The organism is Streptomyces sp. NPDC002476, assembly GCF_042889785.1.
Classification (GTDB): domain Bacteria; phylum Actinomycetota; class Actinomycetes; order Streptomycetales; family Streptomycetaceae; genus Streptomyces.
Genome location: NZ_JBIARH010000066.1, coordinates 1 through 23,622, shown reverse-complemented (window position 1 = coordinate 23,622; position 23,622 = coordinate 1). Strand labels below are relative to the sequence as shown.

Below are 23,622 nucleotides of genomic sequence, written 5' to 3'. Positions count from 1 at the left end.
CAACGGAGAACTCCGGGCGGGCAGTCGGCGATGAAACAGGAAGTCTCACGGCGCGAGCCGTAAGAATCTCCCTCCTTCAGGAGGGAGAGCGTCAACAGTCTCTCCTTGCTTTCCGCGCGGTTCGCGACACCTGCGTCAGTGCGCCGTATCGCGCCTGTGCTCTTTGTGTCGGCCGACCGGGGCAGCCGCGTGAGTCAATGCAATCGTGTTGTGCATCTTGAGCGGTCTCTGTCGCGCTCCGAGGCGAGGCGCAGGCGCCGTCACCGGTCGGTGGCACAGGCCCAGCCGCACCGCATCGCACGGGGGCGCGCCGGACAAAGGCCGTTCGGGACGCATGAGCTGTGCAGGACGCATGGGCTCTGCGCGACACATGGGCTCTGCGCGACACATGGGCTGGTGCGACACGCCGCGCGAGCGTGCTGTGGTGGGTGGGCCCGGCGGAACCGGCCCGAGGGGGGCTGTCGTGATCGACAACGACCCACCAGGCATGCTGGACTTCCGGTAGCGGCCGACAGCGGCGCAGACGAAATGCGGCCACCGCCGGGCCCGGCGCACCGTGCCCGGCGCGCACGACGGAGGAGGGGAGGGCGAAGTGCCTGAGCGCACACGCGAGTTCGGAAAGTACGGTGCCCAGGGCGTCAAGGGCCACGAGTTGGTCGCCCGGCGGCTCGACGAACTCGCGGGCGGCATCACCACCCCCATCACCGCGAAGCGCGGCCTGATGGCACGCTTGCACTACCTGACGAGGTCGGCCCACGCCCGCGCGGCGGCCCGGGACGCCGGCCTGACCGTCACCGACCGCACCCTCAAGGCATGGCTGGACGGCAGGCGCAGTCCTTCGCGCAAGAACCTCGAAAGGATCGAGAGGGCCTACCGTACGGTGCGCCGCGCGAACGTGGCCCGATACCTGCTCCGCCGCCTCAACGCTGAGGGACGCGGCACACGCGTCGAGATCCACCCGCTCAACCAGTCCCAGGTGCCGCGCCCGCGTCAGCGGTACCTGGAGTTCCGTACGCTCAACATCCGCCACTGGGACCGGATCGTCGACGCATGGGCCCGAGAGGACGATGCCGCGCTGGACGCCGCGTGGGTGGACCAGATCGTCGACCTGGGCTCGCAGTGGGGGCAGTACGAGTACTGCACCAACATCGGTTTCGCCGCGTAGCGACTCACAATGGCCGTAACGTTTCGCAACGACTCTCAACGCGGTGCGGAGTACGAGGTACGGGGCGGGGGGCCTGAAGGGTGCAGGGCGCGGAGCCCAAAGGTTGCGCGGCGCGGGGCTCGAAGGGTGCGGGGTGCGGTCGTGCCCACTGAGCGCCGTACACGGATGGCCCTCCGCCGTTCGCCGCGAGCGACGTGACGGACGTTTACCCGTTGCCGGTTCACTCGTTCGGCCCTGGCCATCAGCTGTGAGGCGGAGTGTCGTTACCCGATCGAGTGATGTAGTCCCCTCCAGTGACCTAATCCGAAGATGATCGTGATGTGATCGGTTTCGTAACCTTCGTCCCCTGATGGGAGAAACATGCGCATTCGAACTGCTATGGCCGCCACCGCTATGGCCGCCGCGGCCGTTCTCGCCGGAGCCGGTGCCGCCGCTGCTGACGCCGGTGCGGAGGGCGCCGCCATCGGCTCCCCCGGCGTTCTCTCCGGCAACGTGCTCCAGATCCCGGTTCACGTCCCGATCAACGCCTGTGGGAACAGCGTCAACGTCATCGGTTTGCTGAACCCGACGTTCGGCAACACGTGCGCCAACCTCTAGTGCGTGAGGGGCGCTGATGCCGCCGGGAGCGGTACTGGGACGGTGACCGTGTCAGTGCCCGCCCCGAACAGCACGGTGCCCGATGCCTGACGCATGACGTGGGTCCGCCCGGGATCATCCGAGCGGACCCACGTGTGTGCGGTGTCGGAACCCTACGGCCCGCGTCCCGCCCGAGTTCTTCTGGCGAGGAAGCGTTTCATCGGGAGGTGGTTCGGCCACCGGCGACGCGTACGGCCTCATCGAAGTACGCGCGTTCACGCGATCCCTCAGGCGCTCCGAGAACCGCGAGCCCCCGGTCCGCGAACGGCCGGAACAGCCGTCCGTGGCGGAGCACCGTGTCGGGGCCCGGGGTGCCGGTGTCCTCGACGGTCGTGAGCGGCAGGGTGCGCGAAGCCCCCACGGTCATCGTCACCGCCCAGCGGGTGATGTCGTCCTCTGCGAGCGGGAGGGGCGCGAAGCGCACGCCGCTCACCTCTTCCCAGGCCACCCGGCGACGTGACCACGGCCGGAGAACCGCGACCCCGGATTCGTCGAAGCACACGGCGAACCGGCCCCGCAGCGCGAAATGCACCACGACCGGCAGCACCAGACAGGCGGGGAAGAACCACCATGTCGGATGGTCCCCCAGAACGCCGAGGACCCCCGCGACGGTGACCGTAACCCAACTGATCGCCGTCTCGGCGCACAACCACTCGACGTGCAAAGGCCCTTCCAGCACACGCACCTTCACCGCTGCTGTCACGTTCGCACCCCGTCGTGTCTTGCCGCCCGTGTCATCGTTCATAGCGCGGTCAACGTAGCCACCGCAACGCGCCGACGCCGTGAGCATTCGTACTCAACCATGCTCGATGCACAGTGAGTTGGGACATCGAAGCGGCCGACGGGCAGCCCAGGGGGCGACCGCCGAGCCCGTAGCGGGACGGTGCCCCCCGTAGCAAGACCGTGGATCCCTCAGGGGGACGATCGTGCCCGCAGCGGACCGGTGAGGTTTCGTGCTCAGGATGTGCCGCTGGCCTCAGCCACATGTCCGAACCCGTCCCCGAGACCGCCACTTCCACGTCCAGGACCACCACGTCCACGACCGCGATGTCCGGCACCTCGACATCCGGAACTTCCGCGCTCGGGCCCTCCGCGCCCGGGTCATCTGCTTCCACGCCCGAGCCCTCCGCAGTGGCGCGCTTCTACGACGAACTCGCCGTCGATTACCACCTCGTCTACGCGGACTGGGATGCGGGGATGGCTCGGCAGGGGGATGCTCTGGGCAGCTTGATCCGCGCCGACTCCGGCACTGCCGGTCCGGTGTCGATCTTGGACTGTTCGTGCGGCATCGGCACCCAGGCGATCGCCCTCGCACTCCGAGGCCACCGGGTCACCGGCACCGACATCAGCTCGGCAGCCGTCGCCCGAGCCGTACGCGAAGCTTCCGCACGCGGTATCCGACTGCCCGCCGCGACCGCCGACATGCGCCGACTCCCCTTCGCGGATGCCAGGTTCGACGTGGTCGTGTGCGCCGACAACTCGCTCCCGCACCTGCTCACCGAGCAGGACGTGCGCACGGCTCTCGTGGAGATGCGCAGAGTTCTGCGCCCCGGCGGGCTGCTGGTGATCAGCATCCGGCCCTACGACGAGATCCTGCGTGACCGCCCCGCATCGACCGTCCCGCAACTCGGCCCGACCTCGACCGGACGCACCGTCACCTTTCAGCTCAGGACGGCCCGCACGGCCGAGCCGCTGCCCGCCGCCCAGGAGATCGTCACCGCCTGACCGACGAAGCTTCTCTCCGACCGGTATACCGTGGCCGAAACTGCGGCCGGGCAAGGGAGTTGACGCACCAGCCCAAGGCCCCGGCACCCGGCGCGACGACGCCTGCCGCATCGACCGGCCGCCGCCGACGGCCCGTCCGGGGACGTTCCCGAAAGCCCTGAGCAGCACCTTCACGGCCGACGGGAGACCGACCCGTCCCCGGAACCATCACCCGGCAGCGGATCTCGCTGTCCGCTACACGCAAGGCCCAACCCGTGAGAACCCGTACCCGTGCCCGCGCCCGCATCCATGTCCTGACGGGCAGCGCACTCGTCGCCGGAATCCTTTCCGCCGCAGCCCCGGCGTACGCCGCCCTCCCGGCTCCCGAGGCCGACGCCGACGTCGTCTCCTCGGAGGCCCTGAGCGGGGCCGTCGCCGTTTCGCCGACACCCCACTCGACCTACCCGTCGGGCGGAACGGGGACTCTCGTCGGCCTCGACCTCGGCGCGTTCACCACCACATCGGTGCTCACCGCGAGGACCGGCGGCAACCCGGCCGACGACACCTCGTCGGCCTCCGCGACGGTCGACAAGCTCGGGCTCGACCTCGGTGTGGCCCAGGCGTCCCTGACGGGTGTCGAGTCGACCTGCGAGGCGATCCCCACCGGTGCCAAGGGCAGCGGTCCGATCGCGGGCGGGTCGATCACCGTCCTCGGAATCCCGACCAGCCTCCAGGCCAATGCCCCCGCCAACACCAAGGTCAGCATTCCCGCCGTCGGTTCGATCGTCCTCAACGAGCAGACCATCGAAGCCGACGGCGTGCTGAGCGTCAACGCCGTCCACATCACCCTGCTGCCAGCCTTGAACGGCGCCAACCTGGTCATCGGCCACGCCGAGCGCGGCGGCGCGGAGCCCGCCGAAGCGGTTCCGATGATCGACCCGACCGTCGCGGGGCCGCGGGCGGCGTGGCCGTGGCGGGTTTCCTGGCCCTGGTCCACCTGCGCCGTCGCAACACCGGCGCCGACGGTTCGGCCGCCTGACGCCCACCGCACCGGGCCTCCGGCCGGCTGGCCGGGCTCTCGGCCCACCGGACCGAGGGACCGGGCTCACCGGGGCCGCCGGTACGCCCCGACGGCTTGGGAAGGCCCCGACCCCGATGCGTGATCCGGGGAGGTTCACAGCCGCGCCTTTCCCTGTGGAGGCCGGGGGGGAAGCCGGAGCACCACGCTTTCTTGATGGCGACTGCGGGATCTCGGCGCTGAGACAGCCGACAGCGCTCGGGCTTCCTGGCGTACCGCGACCATCGGTCGGCCAAGGGTGATTGCGGCTGCCAGACGGCGCTGGGCCCCCGGACTTGAGGCTGGTCGCGGTGGCCGAATGGACCTGACACGCGCTGTACGAGGAGCATGCCGGGCTGGTGCGCCGTGAGCGGGGAGAGCGCTGCTGAACGTGAAGTCGATCACGTCTGCCGACTCTTTGAGTTCCTCGACATGACCGGCCACTTGCTTGCTCAGCCGATCGGCGAAATCTTCGGTATCGGGCCAGGGTGCAAGATGACGGACGACGGTTATGACACGGAGAAGCGCCGTCGGCGATGTCGAACCTGATGTCCTCGGAGACCATGGTGTGGCATCACGTGGGGAACTCGCCCAGCCAATCGTGTGTGAGGAGATGTTTGGGGATGAACGCCGACTCCACGTCGATCGGGAGCTTCCCGTCGTGGGCCAGGCACGCCATGGCGAGGGGACCCAGGGCTATTGCGCCGTCGATGTCGACCGCACGTTCCTCGTCCAGTGTCCAGTACGCCTTGTGCAAGTTCAGCGACTCGACCAGAGCCGGACCGAACTCCTCCTCGTGCTTTCGCACGAAATGATAGAAAAGGTTGAGCGGTGGATACATCACGCCTTGCAACGCGTCGGGCGGAGTATTGCGTGCAACCTCTGGGACCGACATCTCAAACGTGGTCATGAGCTTTTCCACCAACCCTGGCCGCCGGAGCCAGTAGGTCTGCTGAACATCGACCCAGTGATAGATGAATGCGTCGTACACACCCTCCGCCGACCGCAACCGGTCCAGTGGAATCTCGCAAAGCTGTGTCATCCGCTGCCGCTCGCGGCAGACGGTGGCCAGCCAGAATGCACTCAGCCAGTTTCCCGCATTGGCGAACGACTGCGGGCCGATCGCCGGGATGGCCCGCAGCTTGTCATCGATGAAGCACTCCACAGTGCCCCCGCTTGCACCCGTCACGGCGAACAACGCCGAGCCCACCTGCATCGCGGTGACCGTGGCTTCCCAGGTCTGCAGTCGCTCCGCCAGCGGGTCGGCTACGGAGTGGGCCTGCAATGCAAGGAGAGCGCTGCTGAACGTGAAGTCGATCATGTCTGCCGACTCTTCGAGCTCCTTGACATAACCGGCCACTTGCTTGCTCAGTCGATCGGCGAAATCCTCGGCATCAGGCCGGGGCACAAGATGGCGGGCAACAGTTGTGGTCACGGAAGAGTCCCCTTGCTGACGTCAAACCTCCGGTACTGCAAGCCAGTGTAGCTTCCGGTGTTCTTCTCGCCCTTGACGACGACATAGTCGAGCTTCCCCTCCTTCAGTGCTGACACCAGCTTGCTCACGAGCTCTATTTCGCCCCGCTTGGTCATTTCTCGAAAAATGTCAAAGAGGTACTCTCGGCTCCCTTGGGATACAGCTGCCCCCTTGACGCCAGGTACGTTGGGAGGGCCGGGAAGATCGCGCTTGCCGAGAGGCGTGTCGACGTTGCTCTTGGCTTCGATGACGAGAGCCCGTCTGTCCTCGTGCAGCCATACCTGGTCGAACTGGTGGTTGCCGTTCGCCGGTCCGAGAAGTTCCTGCTTCACGAAGTCCGGGTAGTGCTCGGCGACGAAGTGGTACTCGGCCGCCGCCTCACCGAATTCCTCGGTCGCCTCCTTCATCGCTGTATGGGATGCCTTGTAAACTTTCTCAGCCTCTGGCCGACCGGTCGAGCTCTTCCACTCCGAGACGAGGTTGTCCCATGTCACGGCGGCGTGGCGCTTCTGCGTAAACTCGTCGAGCGTCTCGAGCCTAGCTGAATCCTGGACATCGCCTCGGCCCAAAGGCTTGTAATCGTCGTCCAGGAAGTGGGGTTGAGGGGGTTCGGGAGTGTCCTTCGCCCGGATCCATGGAGCGTCGTGTGCCAGCCTGGTGAGGTGGGGTGGCGTGAATCCACTCTCATCCTTGAGGTTCAAGCGCAAGCGGCGGCCGAGCTTGTTGTAGTACTGCTCGCGATAGCCGGGTTCTTCGTTGGCTCGGTAGACCTGGATCTCTTCGATCTGCTCCTTAGTGAGCCGTCCGCGTTCTCCATACGGGTTCGGACCATCCAGCATGAAGTCGGGGCGCTTTACGCTGCCGCGCGCGCCGACGGCGAGGTCGTCCAGGCTGCCCGAGCCCGGCGTGCCCGGGTGGGCGCCGCCCGTGCCCGGACTGTCGGTGTGGCCGGCACCGCCGGGGCCGTCCGCGTGGCCCGCACCGCCCGGGGTTTCCGGGTGGGTGGCGGGGGTCGGGCCGTCGGGCCGGCCGCTGCCCGTCGGCGGGCCGTCGGTGTGGGGGACGTTCGGGGGCGTGGGGTCGCTGTGGCCGCCGCGGGGGGCGTTCAGGTCGTTGCGGGGCATGCCGTTGTCGGCGTGGCTGCCGGGCAGGTGGTCGGGTGCGTGGCCGCCCGGGGTGGTGTTCGGGTGGGCTCCCGGGGTGTGGTCGCCCCGCGACAGCAGGTCAGGGGCGCTGTCCGCGTGGCGGATCGGGTCGGAAATGCTGGATTCGAGGCGGATGGTGTTGTCGCCGCCGCGCGCGCCGGCGGCGGCCAGTTCGCGCTCCGGGACCGTGGCCGTGGCCGGCGCGTTCGGGTTCGGGGCGTCGGTCCGTGAGGTGTCCGCGCCTGCGGCCGGATTGCCCTTGGGGGCGTCCTCGGCCCGCTGGATGAGCGCGCCCTCGGCGTCGTAGATGTGGCCTGCGGGGTCCAGGAACTGACCGGGGCCGTCCACGGGCAGTTTGACCGTGCCCGGCGGGAAGGTGACGGTGCCCTCGGGGAGCTTGATGTTGCCGTCCGGGAGCCTGAGCGCGCCCTCCGGAACCGCCGTGCCCGACGGAAGGTGAATCGTTCCGTCAGGCAGCATCTTCGAGCCGTTCGGGAGTGCGACGGCGCCGTCGATGTTGATGTTCGGGACCTCGAAGGTCCCGACGCCCTTGAGACCGGTCATGAGGTCGCCGACCTTCGCCAGGCCGGCACCGGCGCCCTTGAAGACGTACGTCATCGGGTCGATGACCCTGCCCGTCTTGCCGGCCAGGGACAGCGTCTTCGCGGCGGCTCCCGCCTTGCCGGCGCCCGCTGCTGCGCCGCCGGTGCCGCCGGTGAACACCGTGGTCAGGACGTTGAAGGTGACCCCACCGGCGGCGCGGGCAGGGTTGGAGCCCCACTGGTCCCACGCCACGAGAGCCTTGCCGGTCTCCTTCATCGCGGTACGCGAGTCGCGCAGCCAGGACGGCAGCATGCTGTCGGGGGCGGCCCAGTAGGCGATGCCTGCGGTGGGCAGGACGGTGATCACCACGCCCGTCAGGAGTTTGCCGAGGCCGGTCCATGCCTGCCCCGCCGCGTCCCAGCCGTCGACGCCGACCAGGGTGCCCAGGCCCTTGATCGTGCCCCAGACGCCGTCGACGATGACGCCTTTGCCGAACTCCCAGGCGTGTTCCCACACTTGCCACCAGGGGATCGACTCCTCGACGGCGTCGCCCCAGGGCAGGCTCTCGGACTGCTTGAGGGCTTCGGCGTCGTAGCCGTACATGCCTTCGGCGTTGGAGCCGTCGTTGACCTTCAGTGGGGTGCCGCAGACCAGCGCGATGATCTTGGAGTGGCAGGAGCGTTCCGCTTCCTGGAACTGGGTCCACACCTCGGCGATCTCGTTGCGACGAGCGAGGTTCTCGTCGATCAGGTCGCCGTCCTCGCGCCACTTGTCGTCGTCGGCGATCCGGGTACGGAATTTCTCCGCCTCGACGCGCAGTTCGTTCAGGCGCTTCACCAGCGGGCGGATGTCCTCGGCGTACGTGCCGAGCGCTCCGGAGATCACGCACATGTCGGAGCTGAGCCGGAGGGCCTTGTCCGCGACCGGCTTGGTGGTGGCAAACAGCTGGTCGGCCTCGGGCGCCTGGTAGAAGGCCCGCAGCCCGCCGAAGGTGGTGTGGATGTCGGAGCCCGCGGTGGATATCTTCGGGCCGTGGCCGCTCAGGGCCTTCACCTTGGCATCGAGATCCGCCTCGTTCCCGGTGAAGACGGGCACCTCGCCCGGGATGACCGGCTCGTCGCCGCTCACTTCTTCCCCCCTATGCCCTTCAGCAGGTCCAGACGTACCCGGCGGGCCGCGTCCTGGGCCTCCTTGGCCGTCTCCAAGTCGCCCTCGACGTACGCGTTCGTGGCCGCGGCCGCGCCCAGGACGGCGGCCTGGGTCCGTTCGGCCATCGACGTGAACTCCTTGCCGCGCTTCTCCAGGTACTCCGAGAGCGCTGCGGCCACTGGCCCCAGGGCCTTGCGCGTCAGGTCGTCCGAGGGCGACGGAGGCCCTTGCAGCCGGGTCACGGCCGCCGATCCGGGTACCGCGGTCCCAGCGGCCTTGGCCGCCGCCTGCATGTCCTCGATCACGGCGTTCAGGGCCTTCTCCAACTCCCCGGCCCTGGTGCCGGTGAGCCGCAACTGGCCCTGCACGCCTTGTGGCTTGATGTCCCACCCCGTCATGGACGCACACCCCTGTACGCGAATCGGTCGGCTGGTATCCGCAAATAGTCGGCCGAAGTGGTCGCCCGGGCCCGCCGGAGTCGTCCGTCTGTCAGCCGATGTTGTCGACGGCCGCCTTGGCCCGCGCCAGCGTCTGCTGAGCCGTCGCGTCGTTCTTCTCCAGCGTCGTCTTCAGCAGCTGGATAATGTTCTTGACCTCCTGCGACGCGTTGTTCCAGCGCAGTTCCTTGCCGTGATACTCGTCCGACACACCGTCGGCCTGGAAGTCCTTCATCGCGGCCTTCACCTGAGTGTCACGTGCCGTGATCACCTGTTCCAGACGGGCGATCACCGCCTGGATGTTGGTCTGCGCCTCGGTCGACGCGGACATGTCGTACGAGCGACGGTCGCTGCCGGATGCCATCGAAAACCACTCCCCGTGAGGTATACGTCAGTGCGTGCGAGAGACGGGCCGTCAGCGGCGACCCGAAAAGCGGGCCGCGTCGAAGTTCGCCGTCGACATCTGCGTCCGCGCGTTCTCGCCCTGCTCCTGGTCACCCGAGCCGAACGCCGACTCCATCCCGGACTGACCACCCAGGATCGCCTGGAGCGAGCTGTTCAAGTCCGCCGTGATCTCGTCCGAACGCGACTTGAACAGGTCGAACGCGGCCTTGCCCGCACCGTTGAACTTGCCCTCCAGCGGCGCCGCCGCCTGGATCAGTTGGCGGATCAGCACGCCCAGATCGTTGGTGGACAGGTTCGACTGCTGCATCAGGGTCGTCAGGACCCGGCCTCCCATGTCGAACTTCATCAGTTTCCCCCCATCGGCCTGATGTTCGGATGCTCACCCATCTGTATCAACTCAGGCGTCACACGTGCAATTTGCATTCGGGGTGTCGTGACAGAGATATGACACGGTCTCACCGGCTCAATTCTCCTTCAGATGCAGCACCAGCAGTTCGAAGTCCCGCCATGCCGACAGGTCGGACGGATCACCGGGCAGCGGGTAGTAGAGCGCCGGGCGCGTCTTCGGGCCCAGCTCGACGGGAGCCTCCGGCAGCGGTGTACGGCGGGCACGGTCGCCCGGCATCGCCCGCACCTCCTCGGCGCCGAGGACGAACGCCAGCGGCGCGCCCGGCCCTTCGAAGCAGGGCGGTACGGCCAGGTCGCGGCGGGCCCTCCGGATCTGTACGAGCATCGACTGCAGGCGGTGGCGGGTCGCGAGGACCTCGGCGGCGCGGGGTACGGCGTCCAGCGGCGGTTCCTCGTCGGCGCCGTAGCCGAACGACAGGGTGACCTCCTCGTCGACTCCCGCCTCCGTGCGGCGTACCCGGACCGTGGCCGAACCCGGCCGGTCCGGACTGCCGACCACCACGAACCAGGTGGAGCCGGGCGCCCGTTCGTGGGCGAGATCGGTCAGGAGGCGCGGCGACCACGGCAGGTTGGCAGGTTCCGCGGTGCCCCAGCCGGCCGGGGGCTCCCCGGTCAGCTCCCGCCACACCGCCTCCAGACCGCCGCCCAGCACCAGGCGCTCGTCGGCGGGATGCACCGCGCGATACGTGATGGCGAGCTGGCGCTCGCCGGTCGCCGCGACCTCCTGGTAGGCGGTGGCCACCGGAGCGCTCGGAGCGCCTGGAACTCCCGGAACTTCCGGAGCGTCGGCCGTCGGCATTGCGGCGTCCGGCCCGACGGGGGCGAACATGCCGTCCTGCCAGCGCAGTACGGCTCCGGTCCGGCCGTCGTAGTAGCCGTCCCGTTCGTCCCGGACGACCCATCGCGACGGCCGGCCACCGAGGGTGTCGCGCACGGCGGGGGTGAGCACGGCACCCGGCGGGCTGACGACTTGGAGCCCCAGACCCGCCTCGGCGGCGGCACGGAACGCGTCCGCGAGCCATGCCGTCATCGCGACGACCGGCCGGTCCTGGATGACGACGGCCACCTTGTCGGTGAGGACGTCCACCGCGGGTGCCGCCGCGGCCGGCTCGGGTGCCACGCTCACCCCGTCCGTACGGACGACGCCGAGCGACCGCGCGGCCTCCGGCGGCCAGGCGGAGCCCCCGGCAAGGGCGACGAGACGGGCCGCGAAGGCGCCGGCGAGCCGCTCGGCCTCCGGGACCCCGGTGGTGGCGCGGGCCTCCGTCCACCAGAACGGCACCGGCGGCGGCGTGGCACCGAGCAGCCGTTCGGCCTCGCCCTCGACCTGCACGAGCAGGGGCGCCTCGACCGAGACGAGCGGTCGCCCCAAGTCGTCGCACAACTGCACGACGGCTCCTTCCCCCGCGAAACCTGCCAGCTTGTCGGGTCCACCGGCAAGCAGCCCCGTCAGCACGGTCGCAGGGTCGGGCATACGGCGGGTGAGGGCGATGACGTCCTTGGTCATGTGGTCGCCGGCTCCTTGGGCTCTTCGGGTTCTTCGCGGTTCGTGTCAAGGACGGGGTTCTTCGCGTGTGTTTCGTGGACGTGGCCACCCCGGCTCCGGTGGCGCCACCCCGGCTCCGGTGGCGCCGCACCGGGTGGTGGCACCACACCCGTCCGTGGCGTCGCGCCGTGTGTGGCGCAACACCGGACTGTGGTGTCCCGCCGGTCCACGGCACCACACCGGTCCGTGGCCTCGCACCGGGCGGTCGGCACCGGCCACCGGGCCGTGGGCCGGTGCCGTACGCCGCTGCCGCGGACCCGGGGCCGGCTCACCCGGCGGCGTACACCGTCTGGACGAGCCGGTTGGCCTGGCCCCTGCGGATGAGGACACCCCGTCCCGGCGGCTGCCGGGAGGCGTACACGCCCGGGTAGAGCTGGCCCTCCCCACGGTCGCCGTCCATGACGAGTGCCGAGGCACCGGACTCGCGCAGGCCCAGGACCAGGGGCTCGTACATGCCGCGTGACGCACCCGCGACCCGGCGGGTCAGGACGAAGTGCAGGCCGATGTCGACGGCGGACGGGATGTACGGGAGGAACGGGGCGAGCGGGGACTGGCCGGCGGTGGTCAGGACGTCGTAGTCGTCGACGAGGACCACGATGCGCGGGCCGCTGCCCCAGCTGCCCGGCTCCAGGTCCTCCAACGAGGCGCTCTCGTCGGGCAGCCGCTTCTCCAGCTCGGTGGCGATCCCGGCGGACAGGCCCGCGCACAGCTTGGCGTTGTACGCGTAGCCGCCCAGGAACTCCTCCGGGATCACCCCGCGCAGGCCCCGGCGCGGGTCCATGACGGCGAACACCAGGTCGTCCTCGCCGTAGCGCTCGATCAGACCCGTCGCGACCGTCTTCAGCAGCGTGGTCTTGCCGCACTCGCTGTCGCCGAGCACCAGCAGGTTCTGGTCGTGGTGGAACAGGTCGAGCAACACGGGCGCGAGGGCCGTCTGGTCCAGCCCGATCGGCACCCGCCGCGGCTCGGCCACCGGTCCGGGCAGCACGTGGGGTTCCAGCACCTGCGGCAGTACGCGTACGGGCTGGGCGACGTCCCCGCTCCAGGTGGCGCGGATCGTGGCGGCGGCGCGCTCCAGGACCACGCCCAGTTCGGAGGCGTCGGCGAGCCCGTCCGTACGCGGGAGGGCGACCTGGGCGAACAGCTTGCCGTCCGTGAGGGCGCGACCGGGCTCGTCCGGTGACAGGGTCTGCGCCAGCTTCCGGTCGATGCTCGAATCTCCCGGATCGTTGAGCCGCAGCTCGATACGGGTGCCGAAGTTCGACTGCACGGCGATGCGGACGTCGTTCCAGCGCAGCATGCCCGCCACGACGTGGATGCCGTATCCGCCACCTCGCTTGAGGAGGTCGCAGACGGCGTCGTCCAGTTCCTCGAAGTCGTCGCGCAGCGCCCCGAAGCCGTCGACTACAAGCATGATCTCCGCGGATGCCAGCTCCGGGAGGCGGCCGGCCGTGTGCAGGGTCCGCAGCTGCTCGACGGAGTCGATGCCGTGGGTGCGGAAGATCTCCTCGCGCCGGGCGAGCATGCCGCGCACCTCCTCGACGGTCCGCGCCGCCCGCTCCCGGTCGGCACGCCCCGCCACCCCGCCGACGTGCGGCAGCGCGGACAGCGCCTGCAGGCCCCCGCCCACCAGGTCCAGGGCGTACACGCCGATCTCCTGGGGAGTGTGGGTCAGGGCGAGGGACAGGACCAGGGTGCGCAGCAGGGTCGTCTTGCCGGACTGCGGTCCGCCGATGAACGCGACATGGCCGCCCGCCACCGTCAGGTCCAGGAACCACTCGCCCTGCCACTGCTTGGCCGGGTCGTCGAGCAGCCCGAGCGGTACCTGGAGCGGACCGCGCCGCTTGCGCAGTTGCATACCGCGCGGGCCGACGTCCAGCGGGCCGGCGATCCGGTCGAGGGGGAGCGCGGTGGGCAGTGGCGGCAGCCAGATGCGGCGCACCGGGGCGACGGGTGCGCGCTCCAACTGCTCGACCATGACACCCATTTCGGTGGGGCCGGTCTCGCGCCGCCGTGCCGTGGGTTCGCTGCCCCCGCTCTCGGGCTCGGCCAGGGTGTTGTACGCCGGGTACTCCAGCGCCGACGGACTGGTGTCCTCCTCGTCGGGGCGTCGCACGGGCCCGTGGTAGGCGCCGGAGACGTAGCCGGCCTTGAAGCGTTCGTAGTGGCTGGTGTCGACCTTGAGGTAGCCGAAGCCGGGCAGCGGCGGCAGATGGAAGGCGTCGGTGGTCTCCAGCACCGTGCGGGACTCGTCGGCGGAGAAGGTGCGCAGGCCCAGCCGGTACGACAGATAGGTGTCCAGGCCGCGCAGCTTGCCGCCCTCGATGCGCTGGCTGGACAGCAGCAGGTGCACGCCGATGGAGCGGCCGATACGGCCGATGGACAGGAACAGGTCGATGAAGTCCGGCTTGGTGGTGAGGAGTTCACCGAACTCGTCGATGACGACGAACAGGTGCGGCAATGGTTCCAGGTCGGGCCGCTTCTCGGCGCGCAGGGCCGCGTAGTCCCCGATGTCGGCCACGTTCCCCGCGTCCTTCAGCACCTGCTGGCGGCGCTTGACCTCGCCGGCGAGGGAGGTGTGGACGCGTTCGACGAGTCCCGCCTGGTTCTCCAGGTTGGTGATGACCCCGGCGACGTGCGGCAGGTCGGCGAACGGCGCGAAGGTCGCCCCACCCTTGTAGTCGATCAGTACGAGCGCCAGGTCCTCCGGAGGATGGGTGGCCACCAGGGACAGGACGAGAGTGCGCAGCAGCTCCGACTTGCCGGAGCCGGTGGCACCGACGCACAGTCCGTGCGGTCCCATACCGAGCTCGGAGGACTCCTTGAGGTCGAGCAGCACCGGTTCGCGCGAGTCGTTGACACCGATCGGGACGCGCAGGAAGGCGCGTTCGCCGCGCGGCGCCCACAGCCGGTCCAGGTCGAGCCCGGCCACGTCCTCGATACCGAGCAGGCCGGCGAAGTCGACCGGTCCGGACAGCGGCGCGTCCACCAGGGACTCGGCTGACAGCCGCAACGGGGCCAGCATCCGGGCCAGGCCCTCCGCGAACGGCACGCCCACCTCGTCCACGGTGCCGTGCGCGCTGATCGGCTCGTCCTCGCGCAGGTCCTCGATGACGGCCCGCTCGCCGTCGACGGTGATGCGCACCCCGACGTGCCCGGGTTCCTGCACGCGCTGGTCGAGGAGATGGAGGACGGTGACGCCCATGTCGCGCAGGCCCACGGCCTCGTCCGGCAGCGGCAGCTCGACGGCGTCCTCGCCGTGGCCGTCGGCGACGACCAGCAGCCGCGACGTCATCGACAGGGCGTCCTTGCCGGACAGGCCGCGCCGTACCTCTGCCGCGTACGAGGCCCGGCGCCGCAGTTCGGAGCCCAGCTGCCGGGCCAGTTGGGGAAGAGACGGAGCGATGCGACGGGCGGCGACCGGTCCGTCGAATCGCTCGCCGTCGAGCAGGTGCGGAAGCCACTTGGCCCACTCCCAGTCGGGGAGCCGGTCACCGGGAGCGGCGACTGCGATGGCCACGTCGTCGGGCGCGTGGAGGGCCGCCGCCTGTACGAGGAGGGCGCGAGCGACCCGCAGGCAGTCCTCGCGGGGCCCGACGACGCTGATGTTGCCCACCCGGTCGAGCGGGACGGTGAGCGGGAGTTCGTGGCCGGTGCGGAAGCGCGCGGTCAGCGCCGACGCCTCGTTGAGCATGAACCGGTCGGGCGGGGTGAGGGCCGAGGACCCCGGCTGGGCGATCCTCAGCTCGCGCACCGGCATCTCGCCGGTCCCCACCCGGGCCCGCAGGAAGTCGCCGTCGACGCGGCGCCGCTCCCACAGCCGCGCGGGATCGCGTACGACGTCGTACAGCGCGTGCGGCGGCGGGTTGAGCACGTCGGCGAGCTCGCGCCGCTCCCGTTCCTCGGCGGCCAGCCTCTCGCGCAGGTCCTCCAGATACGCCAGGTACGCCTCGCGCTGGGTGCGGCGGGTGCGCTGGGCCTTGCCGCGCTGCGAGAAGGCCAGCACAAGAGAGCCGAGGACCGTGACGACCAGGATGATCGCGCCGAGCGCGGCGAACTGGCTGTTCCGGATGACCGTCATCATCACGACGGACGACATGACACCGGCGACCGGCAGCAGTGACATCGCGATGTTGCCGGCCTTGCCGTCGGGCAGGTTCGGAGGTGCCTCGATGACACGGGCCTCGGAGTCCGCCGGGGGGCGGGTGGTCCGGGCCGGGCGGTGAATCAGTCGGGTGCTCATCAGCTGCTCAGATGGGGTTCAGTGGCGCCGCAGCGACCGCTGGAAGGCGTCGGCGGCGATACGGGTGACGGCCTGCCGGGTCGGCTCGGCCAGCAGGTCGGTGCGGATGGGGCCACCGGCTGCGAGGTGCCGGTCGTAGGGCAGGACGTGCACGGACGCCCCGGCCGATTCCAGCCTCCGGGTGGCCTCGTCGAGGTCGAGGCGCGGGTGCGGTGTCAGCTCGGTGAGCACGACCACGGTGCCGGCGATCACATGCTCGGGCAGTTCCCGCATCCACTCCAGGACCGCACATGTGCTGGCGACGCCCTCCAGCGTGGCGGGGGTGGTCAGGACGCGGGACTGGGCGGCGGACAGCGCGACGCGGGCCACCTCGGCGGGCAGGGTCTCGCAGTCGACGACCGTCACCGCGAAGTAGCGGCGCAGCGCGACCATGGCGCGTCCGTAGGCCGTGCTGTCCAGCATCGCGCCGATCTGGCCCTGGCTTCCTGGCAACAGCCAGGCATTGTCGGGTAGTTGGACCAGATAGCCGGTGACATCCAGCAGCGACATCTGCGGCTCGACGATGTCAGGGATGTCGGCGGTCGTCCACCGTAGTTGCTCGGCCCCGAGTCTCAGCGGCAGCGAGCCGAGCGCCGGGTCGGCCTCCACGAACAGGACGGGATCCTGGCGGTAGTGCGCGTACGTCGTGCCGAGCAGGGCGGCGACGGTCGACTTCCCGGCCCCGCCACGGATGGACGTGACCGCGATCTGACGTCCGGTCGTCACCGGCCGCTGAAGCGTCTCGGCGGTACGGGTCGCCTCCGCAATCTCGCGCGCCGCCGACGAGGAAACGATTCTCCGTACGGTGCGTACGGCGCGGGTGGTCATGGAATCGCCGTGCCGCGGCTTGCGGGCGGCACCGGCCAACTCCACGTCGACCACGGGCCGGGAGTCCGGCGTACGGCGCGGCGGCGCGTCGGTGGCATGTACAGACGCAGACCGGACGGAGGCCGGGCCGGGAGCGGAGGCTGCGGCGGGGCCGGAAGCCATAGCAGTAGGGAAGGGTGGGGTGGCCGGGGCAGACACCTGGGCAGGACCTGCCTGGACGGGGTCGTGGGCCTGCGGCCGTACGGGGGCCACGCCCTGGCCCTGTTCCTGCAGCTGGGCCCGGCCGGGCGCCTGACCACGGGCCCGGGCAGGGGCCTCGGACCGGCCCCGCGGTGCTTGTTCACCGTGCCCGGGCTCGGCCCGAGGGGACGGAGCACCGCCGGGGGCGGCGCCCGAGTCGCCCCTCAGATCCCGCAGCAGATCGCCCTGCCAGTTGTCTCCGCTCGACATGTCCGCTCCACCCCGTTGCTTTTGTTCTACTCCTCGCCGTCGCTCGGAGCGCCGACTCAGAGCCTGTCGAGCAGTTGCCCGTACACGCCGAACACCCCCACGGCGAGAGGAAACAGTCCCACCATGCCGATCGACTCGACCAGATCGCCCATCCGCCGCAACCGGACGCGCACGTGCTCGGGCGGCTGGACCGCCAGCACGAGCAGCGGCACCACCGCGGCCACGCACAGCACGGCGAGCGGAGCGACGCCCCCGGCGTGCTCCATCCACACCATCACGAGCCGTACGAGGATGAGACCCCCGGCGGCGAACAGCGCCACGACCTCGGCCACCAGCGGGAAGGCCCGGGCCCTCGACAAGACGACCGCGGCGACGACCGACGCGAGCACCGCGCTCCAGGCGGAAGGCCGCCCGACCGGCACGAGCAGCCAGCAGGCCGCCGTAGCGGAAGCCGCGGTGACCACGGTCGCGAGCGCGAGCCCCCGGTGCGTGGCCGCGAGGGCATTGCGCACCTCGTGGCGGCTCACGGACGCGCCGCTCGAACGCCGGTCGTCCAGCGCGGTGAGCCCGGACGCCATCAGAGCGAGCCGTGGCAGCAGCCCGAGCAACACGACCGAGCACACCGCCATTACGGCACCGAGCCGGGACGGTTCGGACTGAACAGCGGCAACAGCCTCCCACACGAGGACGATCAGGGCCGAGGCGGCGGCACCGATGAGCCCGCCACGGCCGAGGGGCGAGAAGTGGCCGAGAGCCGCCAGCGTCACGGTCACAGCCCCGGCGACAGCGGCGAACCGCAGCATGCCGGACCACGCCCACGCGTCGGCGGCGGTCCACGCCGCGAGCGTGCCGAGCGTGCCCGACATCAGCAGCAATGCCGTCGCCAGGCCCCGGTTGCCCCGCCCGATCCGGGCGACGAGCGCCCCTGCCACCAGCAGGCAGAGCATGACCGCCGCCAGTACACCGGCCAGCACGTCGAGCGTGAACTCACGGCGGGCCAGGAGCGTGGCGGTCACCGCGAACACGATGGACGCCATACCCGCTCCGGCCCGGCGCGCCGCCGGACGCCACAGCCACGCCTGGACGTCGAGGTCGTCCGCCACCTGCTCGGTGACGTCGTGCACCACGGGCGCGGGTGGCGCCGAGTGTGTTCGTACGAGCCGCAGTACGGCGCCGTCGGCGATCTCAGCCGAGGCGAGCGTGGTTTCGTGCGGTAGCGCGGAGCCGTCGAACGTGATCAGTTGGCGGGCCATCGGGCGCGAGGCGGCACGGTCGTCCAGCAACCGCAGGATGTCCGGGAGCAGTTGGCCGATCGGAGTGTCCGAGGGCAGGACCAGGTCGGCGCGGCGTCGTTCACCGACCAGCGTCACCCGGCTCAGCCGTGTGCGGGACGTCGTTGCTGTGCTCACCACTCGCGGGAACCTATCATCACGGCGTTGACTGCTTTCAGTTGCAATTCGACGTGGTGGTACGGCCTGATCCGACCGTTTTCAATCCGTTTTCAATTCGGTGGGATCCTTCGGCGTCACGGGGAGCCTTCCGGGACCAAGGGCTTCTGCGGAGCGGACGACGGGCTCGGTGCCTCGTAGGGCTGCTCCAGGCGGTGCTGCTGTTTCTCCTGTTCGGCCTTCTGCCGAGCCAGCGTGTGCTGAAGGAACGACCAGCCGACGCAGCCCGCGCACAGCACAGCTGCGATGGCGATGCCGGCGAACACCTTGCCCAGCCGTTCGTCGGCCGTACGCCGGGCCCGCTGCGCCCCGAACAGCAGGGCGTCCCGGATCCTGCGCCGCCGTACGGCCACCGACTCCAGCAACTGGCTGTCGTAATCCCGCGCCATGCCCGACGCCGCCTCCCCCCATGCTTCGCCTGTGCAACATAAGCCACGGTCGAGGGGACGATCCACCCGCCCCTGGGTCCGGGGGCCTCACACGTTGTCGAAGGCCCCCGGGCGGTACGGCGATGCGTGGACGCGCTCATTGGCGAGCAGCGGCCCAGTCCGCCACGACGACGGCCCGAGCCCGGGTCCGGGTCCGAGCCCCGGGTCATTCCACGAGGAGCTCCGAGGCCAGGTCCGACGCACGGCGGATGTCGTCGGCGAGGGCTTCACGGTCGGAATCGTGGAGAGGCAGCTCGGCGGCCTCGGTCAGGCGGGCGCGGGCCGTGGCCGGGTCGTCGAGTTGTACGGCGAGGTCGGCGCGCAGGATCAGGGCGCGGTAGTGCTCGGCGGGGCAGGCCGGGGTCTCCTTCGTCAGGGCGTGGTCGAGAATGCGGGCTCCCTGCTCGGGATTCTCCTTGGACACACCGATGAGCCATGCGTTGTGCAGGGCGCGGGCGAAGGGCTCGTCGGGGCGGGGGAGTGCTCGAAGGACTCGCCGATGGGCTGCCCGATGCGGATGCAGTTCCCGTCGGGGTCGGTCATCAGGAACTGACGAACGCCGTACGAGGTGTCCTTCAGCTGCCCGATGCGCGGGATTCCGTCCCGGACAGCGCCTCGGCCTGCTCGCGGGCAGCAAGTCCGTCGCGACCAGAAGCCCCATCATGCGGCGCACGATGGGGCAACCTCGACTGGTGGGCGAGCCGCTCGATCCGCTCGATCAGTGGGGTCCGTACGGTCAGGCCGTGCCGAACTCTCCGGACTTGATGCCCGTCACGAAGGACGCGAAGGCGTCGGTGGTGGTGTTCAGCACCGGGCCGTTCGGGTTCTTGGAGTCGCGGACGGGGACGATGCCGTGCGCGGCGGCGAGGTTGGCGGCGACCTCCACACAGTTGCCGCCGTTGTTGCTGTATGAAGACTTGAACCAGTGGGGGGACTCGGTCGTGGTCGTCACAGGGTGCCCTTTCGTGCCTCGTTGATCATGGCCACCGATGCCGTCTGCGACAGCGCCTCGGCCTGTAGCTGATGGTAGGCCGTCAACAGGGGAAGTACGGAGGTCGTTTCGCGCTCCAAGTGTCCCCGAATCTGGGATTCGGCATACGCGATCACGCACATGTCCGACAACGTCAGCAGGTTCATTGGGAGGTCGAACGGCCGACGTTCCCCTATGTCGTACGGAACGACCTGAAGAACGGTGTTCGGCTGCTCGGCGAACTCGGTCAGCCGCTCCAACTGCGCGTCCATGACCGCATCTCCGCCGACCCGCCTGCGGATGCAGCTCTCGTCCATCACCACCAGCATCATGGGCGGGCGGGGACGCACCAGAGCCGCCTGCCGCTCCGCCAGGAACGAGACCCGCTCGGTCGCCTGCTCGGGGTCGATCGCCCCACGCCGTACGGCGCTGTCCGCGAGGACCTTGGCGTACTCCGGTGTCTGTAACAGCCCAGGGATGATCCCGATTTCGTACAACCTGATCTCTACGGCGCGTCCCTCATGCCCCACGTACTGCGGGAAGCCTTCCAACAGGGAACCGTGCCGGATCTCACGCCACTGGCGCTCGAACGTGTCAGCGGTGTCACCGGTTCCGAAGACGAGGTCTGCGCTGCGCGAGAAGCGAAGAGTCGGCATCTTGCGACCGGTTTCGACGGCGGAGACATGCGTGCCGGAGTACCCCATGTGCCCGGCGAGATCTTCCTGCTTCCATCCGCGGGCCTCTCGCAAGCTGCGGATACGCGCCCCGAAAGCAGCCTCCGGACTGCTCTCGGGGTCCAACTCCTTGCGGTTCAACGGTCTGTCACCAGCCTTCCGTTCATGCTCAACAAGTTGAAGCGTCCGAGACGTTAGGTCACGCTGGGCCGCCTTGGTAGTGGAATCACTACGGAGAGGAGTGGCCCGTGCCCACGAAGAACGGCGCCTCGAACGAACAGGAACCCCCACACGCCCCGACCCCGACCCCGGCCCTGGTCCCGGTCCCGGCCCCGCCCCTGCCGGTCCCCGGCACGCTCATGATTGACCTATCACAGGACCGGGTCGGTGAGTTCCGCGGTGAGTGGTGCGGGAAGTGGTCCCTGCGCCCCGTCGGTGGCGGGGGCGAGTGGACCGCCGCCCCCGAGGACGTACGGCCGGCCGACCCGATACAGCGGCTGCGCGCCGAGCTCACCCGCGCCAACCGACGCAGCCGTGGTGAGCTGCTGTGACGGGGCCGTTCCTCGCCGCAGCGCACGCGGGTGACGGCCGGACGACCGTCCGGCTCGGTGCAACCGTCGTCCCCACTGCCCGGCTCGCGCTGTGGTGGCTCCGGGGCCGGGCCGTACGGATCGCGAACGGGCTGGTCCTGGAACCGGGCACCCCATGGATTCCCCCATACGTGTTACGGCCCGCGTCCACGTCCCTGCCCGCCCTCGCGCTCGCCCCGGTGCGCTGATGGCGGCGTATCCCCCTCACCCGACCCGCACAGCCCGTACCCCTCCCCCTGGCCCCCCTAGACCTCGCCCGGCCTGCCGAAAAGGGAAGCGCCCTCATGCCCCTCCTGACGCCGTACGTCGCATCCCGCACCACCGAACAGCCCGTGCGGGAAGCGGAGTTGACCATCGATTTCGCCCCGGGCGGACCCCGCCTCGCCTACCGCCACCCGCGACCGGGGGACCGCGACCACCACGGCAACCTGTGGGTACGCATGGACCAATCCACCACCGGGCGCGTGCAGTACAACCGCATGCACGTCCACCGCCAACGCACCTGCATGGAACACCTGCTCTGCCAGATCTGCGGCACCCCCGCCGACCGCAACAAACAGGGCTGGCTGTTCCTCGACTGGCGCCGCCCCGACTCACCCCCGACCTGGCCCGAACGCTCCCTCACCTCCATGCCACCCCTGTGCACCGAACACGCCCACACCTCCCTCCACCAGTGCCCCTTCCTGCGCCGCACCGACCACGCCGTACTGCGCGTACGCAAACCCCGCCTCCACGGGGTCTCCGGCACCCTCTACCAACTCACCGACACCGGATGGCACACCTCCGACAACGATGTCCTCGCCCCCTACGCCGAACCCCGCCTCCCCGGCATGCTCGCCTCCCGCCTCCACCGCGAACTACACGACGTCACCGTCGTCGCACTCCCGTAGCCGCCCGGGCAGACCCCGTACCACCCCGCCCTCAGCACCACCACGGAGGAGAACCGACATGTGCTCGAACGCGGGTGCGTCGCCTGCCTGGCCGGGCGTGAGGACAAAGCGCAGCGGGCGGCAGCGGCCGTCGGCGGCGAGGTGGATCTTGGTGCTCAGGCCGCCGCGGGAGCGCCCGATCGCATGATGGTCGGGCCCGTCGGCCGGGACCCCTTTTGACGGGCCCCGGCCGCGTTCTGGTGCGCGCGCACGATCGTGGAGTCGACCGAGACGACCCAGTCCGGATCACCCTCGACGTCGGCCTGGGAGAGCAGGGCGGTGAAGACGCGCTCCCAGGTGCCGTCAATCGCCCAGTTCCGAAGCCGGGTGGAGACGCCCTTCCGCGAACCGTACTCGGCGGGTGGGCGCACCCGCTGCGAGCCGGTCTGAAATTTCCACGCGATCGCGTCGATCACCTGCCGTTGATCGCGCCACCGCCCGCCCCGCTTCGGCGTCCGGTCCGGCAACAACGGCTCTATCCGTGCCCACTGCGCGTCAGGCAACGGTACGACCAGACCAACGATCCGGTGATCGGAAAGAAATGTCCTAGCCGTGCCGGGTGAAGACTTCGCGGACGCCGGGCAGGTCCGCTTCCTTCTCCTTGTCGTCCTCGTACGAACCGTCCTCGTCCCGGATCGCCACGACGGTCTCCGGGGTGAAGTCCTGGCCGAAGCGGTAGATGTCCAGGCAGTAGTCGAAGCCGGACTCGCCGAAGAGGTCCGTGTCCTCGCGGCGGCAGTACTCCGCCAGGCCGTCGGACACGTGCCAGCGCGTGCCGTCATACCAGAAGACACCGCCTGCGTAGTGAATCGTCCGGCCCGTCGCGGAGTCCGTGAGGTTCAGCGACTCGTAGTTCTCGGGACGGTCGCGGACCAGGGCGACGAGGGACTCGGGGACGCCCTCGTAGAAGGACTCCTGAAGGGCGAAATCCTCCTCGGCGTACAGATTCAGCTCCGACTCGTGGTCGAACGTCAGCAGCAGCACGCGGCCGTCCTCCGCGAAGTACCAGACCGCAGACTGGCCGCCGCCGTCGTTCCAGGCCAGACGGCGTGCGCCGGTCACCGTCACCGGTTCGACCTCGGCGAGTTCGTCCATGATGGCCGCGCGGCGCCGCACTTCCGGGAGGGGTGTCGCTGCCAGGGCATCCCATATCGCGTTACTCATTCCCGCAGGGTATCCACCGCCTACGACAAGGCCGTCCCCAACTACCTCGCCGCCATCCTCATCCGGTCAGCGGTGATCCAGAAGAGACGCCCTAGTACTGCAACCGCATCTGAAGGGTGTGGCCTCGGCGTTTGTAGTGGGAGCGTCGGGCTCGGGCCTGGCTGCGTCTGCGGAAGCGTGACCAGTGCAG

22 protein-coding genes and 2 pseudogenes are annotated in these 23,622 nt (G+C 69.8%); 7 read left to right on the top strand and 17 right to left on the bottom strand.

The features are described from left to right. Positions 1 to 592 precede the first annotated feature (592 nt). A complete protein-coding gene (locus ACFYXM_RS35220) occupies positions 593 to 1,165 on the top strand; it encodes a transcriptional regulator (RefSeq protein WP_360114980.1) in 573 nt (190 codons plus the stop codon). Between the two features lie 378 nt (positions 1,166 to 1,543). Beyond that, positions 1,544 to 1,762, top strand: a complete 219-nt coding sequence (locus tag ACFYXM_RS35215; RefSeq protein WP_389295702.1) for a chaplin — start codon at positions 1,544 to 1,546, stop codon at positions 1,760 to 1,762. 196 nt (positions 1,763 to 1,958) lie between these two features. On the opposite strand, the gene ACFYXM_RS35210 is transcribed toward ACFYXM_RS35215, so the two are convergent. Continuing rightward, a complete protein-coding gene (locus tag ACFYXM_RS35210; protein ID WP_389295701.1) occupies positions 1,959 to 2,546 on the bottom strand; it encodes a hypothetical protein in 588 nt (195 codons plus the stop codon). Between the two features lie 302 nt (positions 2,547 to 2,848). On the opposite strand from ACFYXM_RS35210, the pseudogene ACFYXM_RS35205 reads away from it, so the two are divergent. Both ACFYXM_RS35205 and ACFYXM_RS35200 read left to right on the top strand, forming a co-directional pair. Continuing rightward, positions 2,849 to 3,469, top strand: a pseudogene (locus ACFYXM_RS35205) (class I SAM-dependent methyltransferase); the annotation flags it as partial. 311 nt (positions 3,470 to 3,780) lie between these two features. Beyond that, positions 3,781 to 4,668: a choice-of-anchor P family protein gene (locus ACFYXM_RS35200; RefSeq protein ID WP_389295700.1), complete on the top strand. Its 888-nt coding sequence runs from the start codon at positions 3,781 to 3,783 to the stop codon at positions 4,666 to 4,668. 468 nt (positions 4,669 to 5,136) lie between these two features. Here the strand turns inward: ACFYXM_RS35200 and ACFYXM_RS35195 are convergent, their stop codons facing one another. The 13 genes from ACFYXM_RS35195 to ACFYXM_RS35135 all read right to left on the bottom strand — a co-directional run bounded on the left by ACFYXM_RS35195 (position 5,137) and on the right by ACFYXM_RS35135 (position 20,890). Beyond that, the gene (locus tag ACFYXM_RS35195; RefSeq protein ID WP_389295698.1) at positions 5,137 to 5,997 is read right to left on the bottom strand and encodes an immunity 49 family protein; all 861 of its coding nucleotides are present in this window, start codon (positions 5,995 to 5,997) and stop codon (positions 5,137 to 5,139) included. After that, positions 5,994 to 8,852, bottom strand: a complete 2,859-nt coding sequence (locus ACFYXM_RS35190; RefSeq protein ID WP_389295697.1) for a hypothetical protein — start codon at positions 8,850 to 8,852, stop codon at positions 5,994 to 5,996. Before ACFYXM_RS35190 ends, ACFYXM_RS35195 begins: the two co-directional genes overlap by 4 nt. Further along, entirely contained in the window at positions 8,849 to 9,271 is a 423-nt protein-coding gene (locus tag ACFYXM_RS35185) for a DUF6507 family protein (protein WP_389295695.1), read from the bottom strand. The genes ACFYXM_RS35190 and ACFYXM_RS35185 overlap by 4 nt, the downstream gene beginning before the upstream one ends. Positions 9,272 to 9,362: 91 nt before the next feature. After that, the gene (locus ACFYXM_RS35180) at positions 9,363 to 9,674 is read right to left on the bottom strand and encodes a pore-forming ESAT-6 family protein (protein WP_389295693.1); all 312 of its coding nucleotides are present in this window, start codon (positions 9,672 to 9,674) and stop codon (positions 9,363 to 9,365) included. Between the two features lie 51 nt (positions 9,675 to 9,725). After that, positions 9,726 to 10,061 (bottom strand): hypothetical protein, encoded by a 336-nt coding sequence (locus ACFYXM_RS35175; RefSeq protein WP_389295691.1) that lies wholly within the window; start codon positions 10,059 to 10,061, stop codon positions 9,726 to 9,728. Between the two features lie 117 nt (positions 10,062 to 10,178). Beyond that, a complete protein-coding gene (locus ACFYXM_RS35170; protein WP_389295690.1) occupies positions 10,179 to 11,630 on the bottom strand; it encodes a DUF6177 family protein in 1,452 nt (483 codons plus the stop codon). Positions 11,631 to 11,937: 307 nt separating this feature from the next. Beyond that, positions 11,938 to 15,912 (bottom strand): type VII secretion protein EccCa, encoded by a 3,975-nt coding sequence (eccCa, locus tag ACFYXM_RS35165; RefSeq protein ID WP_389295688.1) that lies wholly within the window; start codon positions 15,910 to 15,912, stop codon positions 11,938 to 11,940. 18 nt (positions 15,913 to 15,930) lie between these two features. Continuing rightward, positions 15,931 to 17,229 (bottom strand): MinD/ParA family protein, encoded by a 1,299-nt coding sequence (locus tag ACFYXM_RS35160; RefSeq protein WP_389295686.1) that lies wholly within the window; start codon positions 17,227 to 17,229, stop codon positions 15,931 to 15,933. A gap of 56 nt (positions 17,230 to 17,285) precedes the next feature. Next, positions 17,286 to 18,641: a type VII secretion integral membrane protein EccD gene (gene eccD / locus ACFYXM_RS35155; RefSeq protein WP_389295684.1), complete on the bottom strand. Its 1,356-nt coding sequence runs from the start codon at positions 18,639 to 18,641 to the stop codon at positions 17,286 to 17,288. Between the two features lie 113 nt (positions 18,642 to 18,754). Continuing rightward, positions 18,755 to 19,066 (bottom strand): hypothetical protein, encoded by a 312-nt coding sequence (locus tag ACFYXM_RS35150; protein ID WP_389295682.1) that lies wholly within the window; start codon positions 19,064 to 19,066, stop codon positions 18,755 to 18,757. A 205-nt stretch (positions 19,067 to 19,271) separates the two neighbouring features. After that, positions 19,272 to 19,529 carry a hypothetical protein gene (locus ACFYXM_RS35145; protein ID WP_389295681.1) on the bottom strand — a complete coding sequence of 86 codons (258 nt, stop codon included), beginning with the start codon at positions 19,527 to 19,529 and terminating at the stop codon, positions 19,272 to 19,274. A 312-nt stretch (positions 19,530 to 19,841) separates the two neighbouring features. After that, positions 19,842 to 20,057, bottom strand: a complete 216-nt coding sequence (locus ACFYXM_RS35140) for a DUF397 domain-containing protein (protein ID WP_389295679.1) — start codon at positions 20,055 to 20,057, stop codon at positions 19,842 to 19,844. Then, on the bottom strand, positions 20,054 to 20,890 hold the full coding sequence (locus ACFYXM_RS35135) for a helix-turn-helix domain-containing protein (RefSeq protein WP_389295678.1): 837 nt from the start codon (positions 20,888 to 20,890) through the stop codon (positions 20,054 to 20,056). Before ACFYXM_RS35135 ends, ACFYXM_RS35140 begins: the two co-directional genes overlap by 4 nt. Before the next feature lie 107 nt (positions 20,891 to 20,997). On the opposite strand from ACFYXM_RS35135, the gene ACFYXM_RS35130 reads away from it, so the two are divergent. From ACFYXM_RS35130 to ACFYXM_RS35120, 3 genes are all read left to right on the top strand, one after another. Beyond that, positions 20,998 to 21,300 (top strand): hypothetical protein, encoded by a 303-nt coding sequence (locus ACFYXM_RS35130; RefSeq protein ID WP_389295676.1) that lies wholly within the window; start codon positions 20,998 to 21,000, stop codon positions 21,298 to 21,300. After that, positions 21,297 to 21,527 (top strand): hypothetical protein, encoded by a 231-nt coding sequence (locus tag ACFYXM_RS35125; RefSeq protein WP_389295675.1) that lies wholly within the window; start codon positions 21,297 to 21,299, stop codon positions 21,525 to 21,527. The genes ACFYXM_RS35130 and ACFYXM_RS35125 overlap by 4 nt, the downstream gene beginning before the upstream one ends. A gap of 96 nt (positions 21,528 to 21,623) precedes the next feature. Further along, complete coding sequence (locus ACFYXM_RS35120) at positions 21,624 to 22,229, top strand: hypothetical protein (protein ID WP_389295673.1); 606 nt, start codon at positions 21,624 to 21,626, stop codon at positions 22,227 to 22,229. A 65-nt stretch (positions 22,230 to 22,294) separates the two neighbouring features. On the opposite strand, the pseudogene ACFYXM_RS35115 reads toward ACFYXM_RS35120, so the two are convergent. The 3 genes and pseudogenes from ACFYXM_RS35115 to ACFYXM_RS35105 form a co-directional block, all read right to left on the bottom strand. Next, positions 22,295 to 22,412, bottom strand: a pseudogene (locus tag ACFYXM_RS35115) (IS5/IS1182 family transposase); the annotation flags it as partial. Continuing rightward, the gene (locus ACFYXM_RS35110) at positions 22,385 to 22,771 is read right to left on the bottom strand and encodes a transposase (RefSeq protein WP_389295671.1); all 387 of its coding nucleotides are present in this window, start codon (positions 22,769 to 22,771) and stop codon (positions 22,385 to 22,387) included. The pseudogene ACFYXM_RS35115 and the gene ACFYXM_RS35110, both read right to left, overlap by 28 nt. Positions 22,772 to 22,814: 43 nt before the next feature. Beyond that, on the bottom strand, positions 22,815 to 23,432 hold the full coding sequence (locus tag ACFYXM_RS35105; RefSeq protein ID WP_389295669.1) for a hypothetical protein: 618 nt from the start codon (positions 23,430 to 23,432) through the stop codon (positions 22,815 to 22,817). Positions 23,433 to 23,622: the final 190 nt, after the last annotated feature.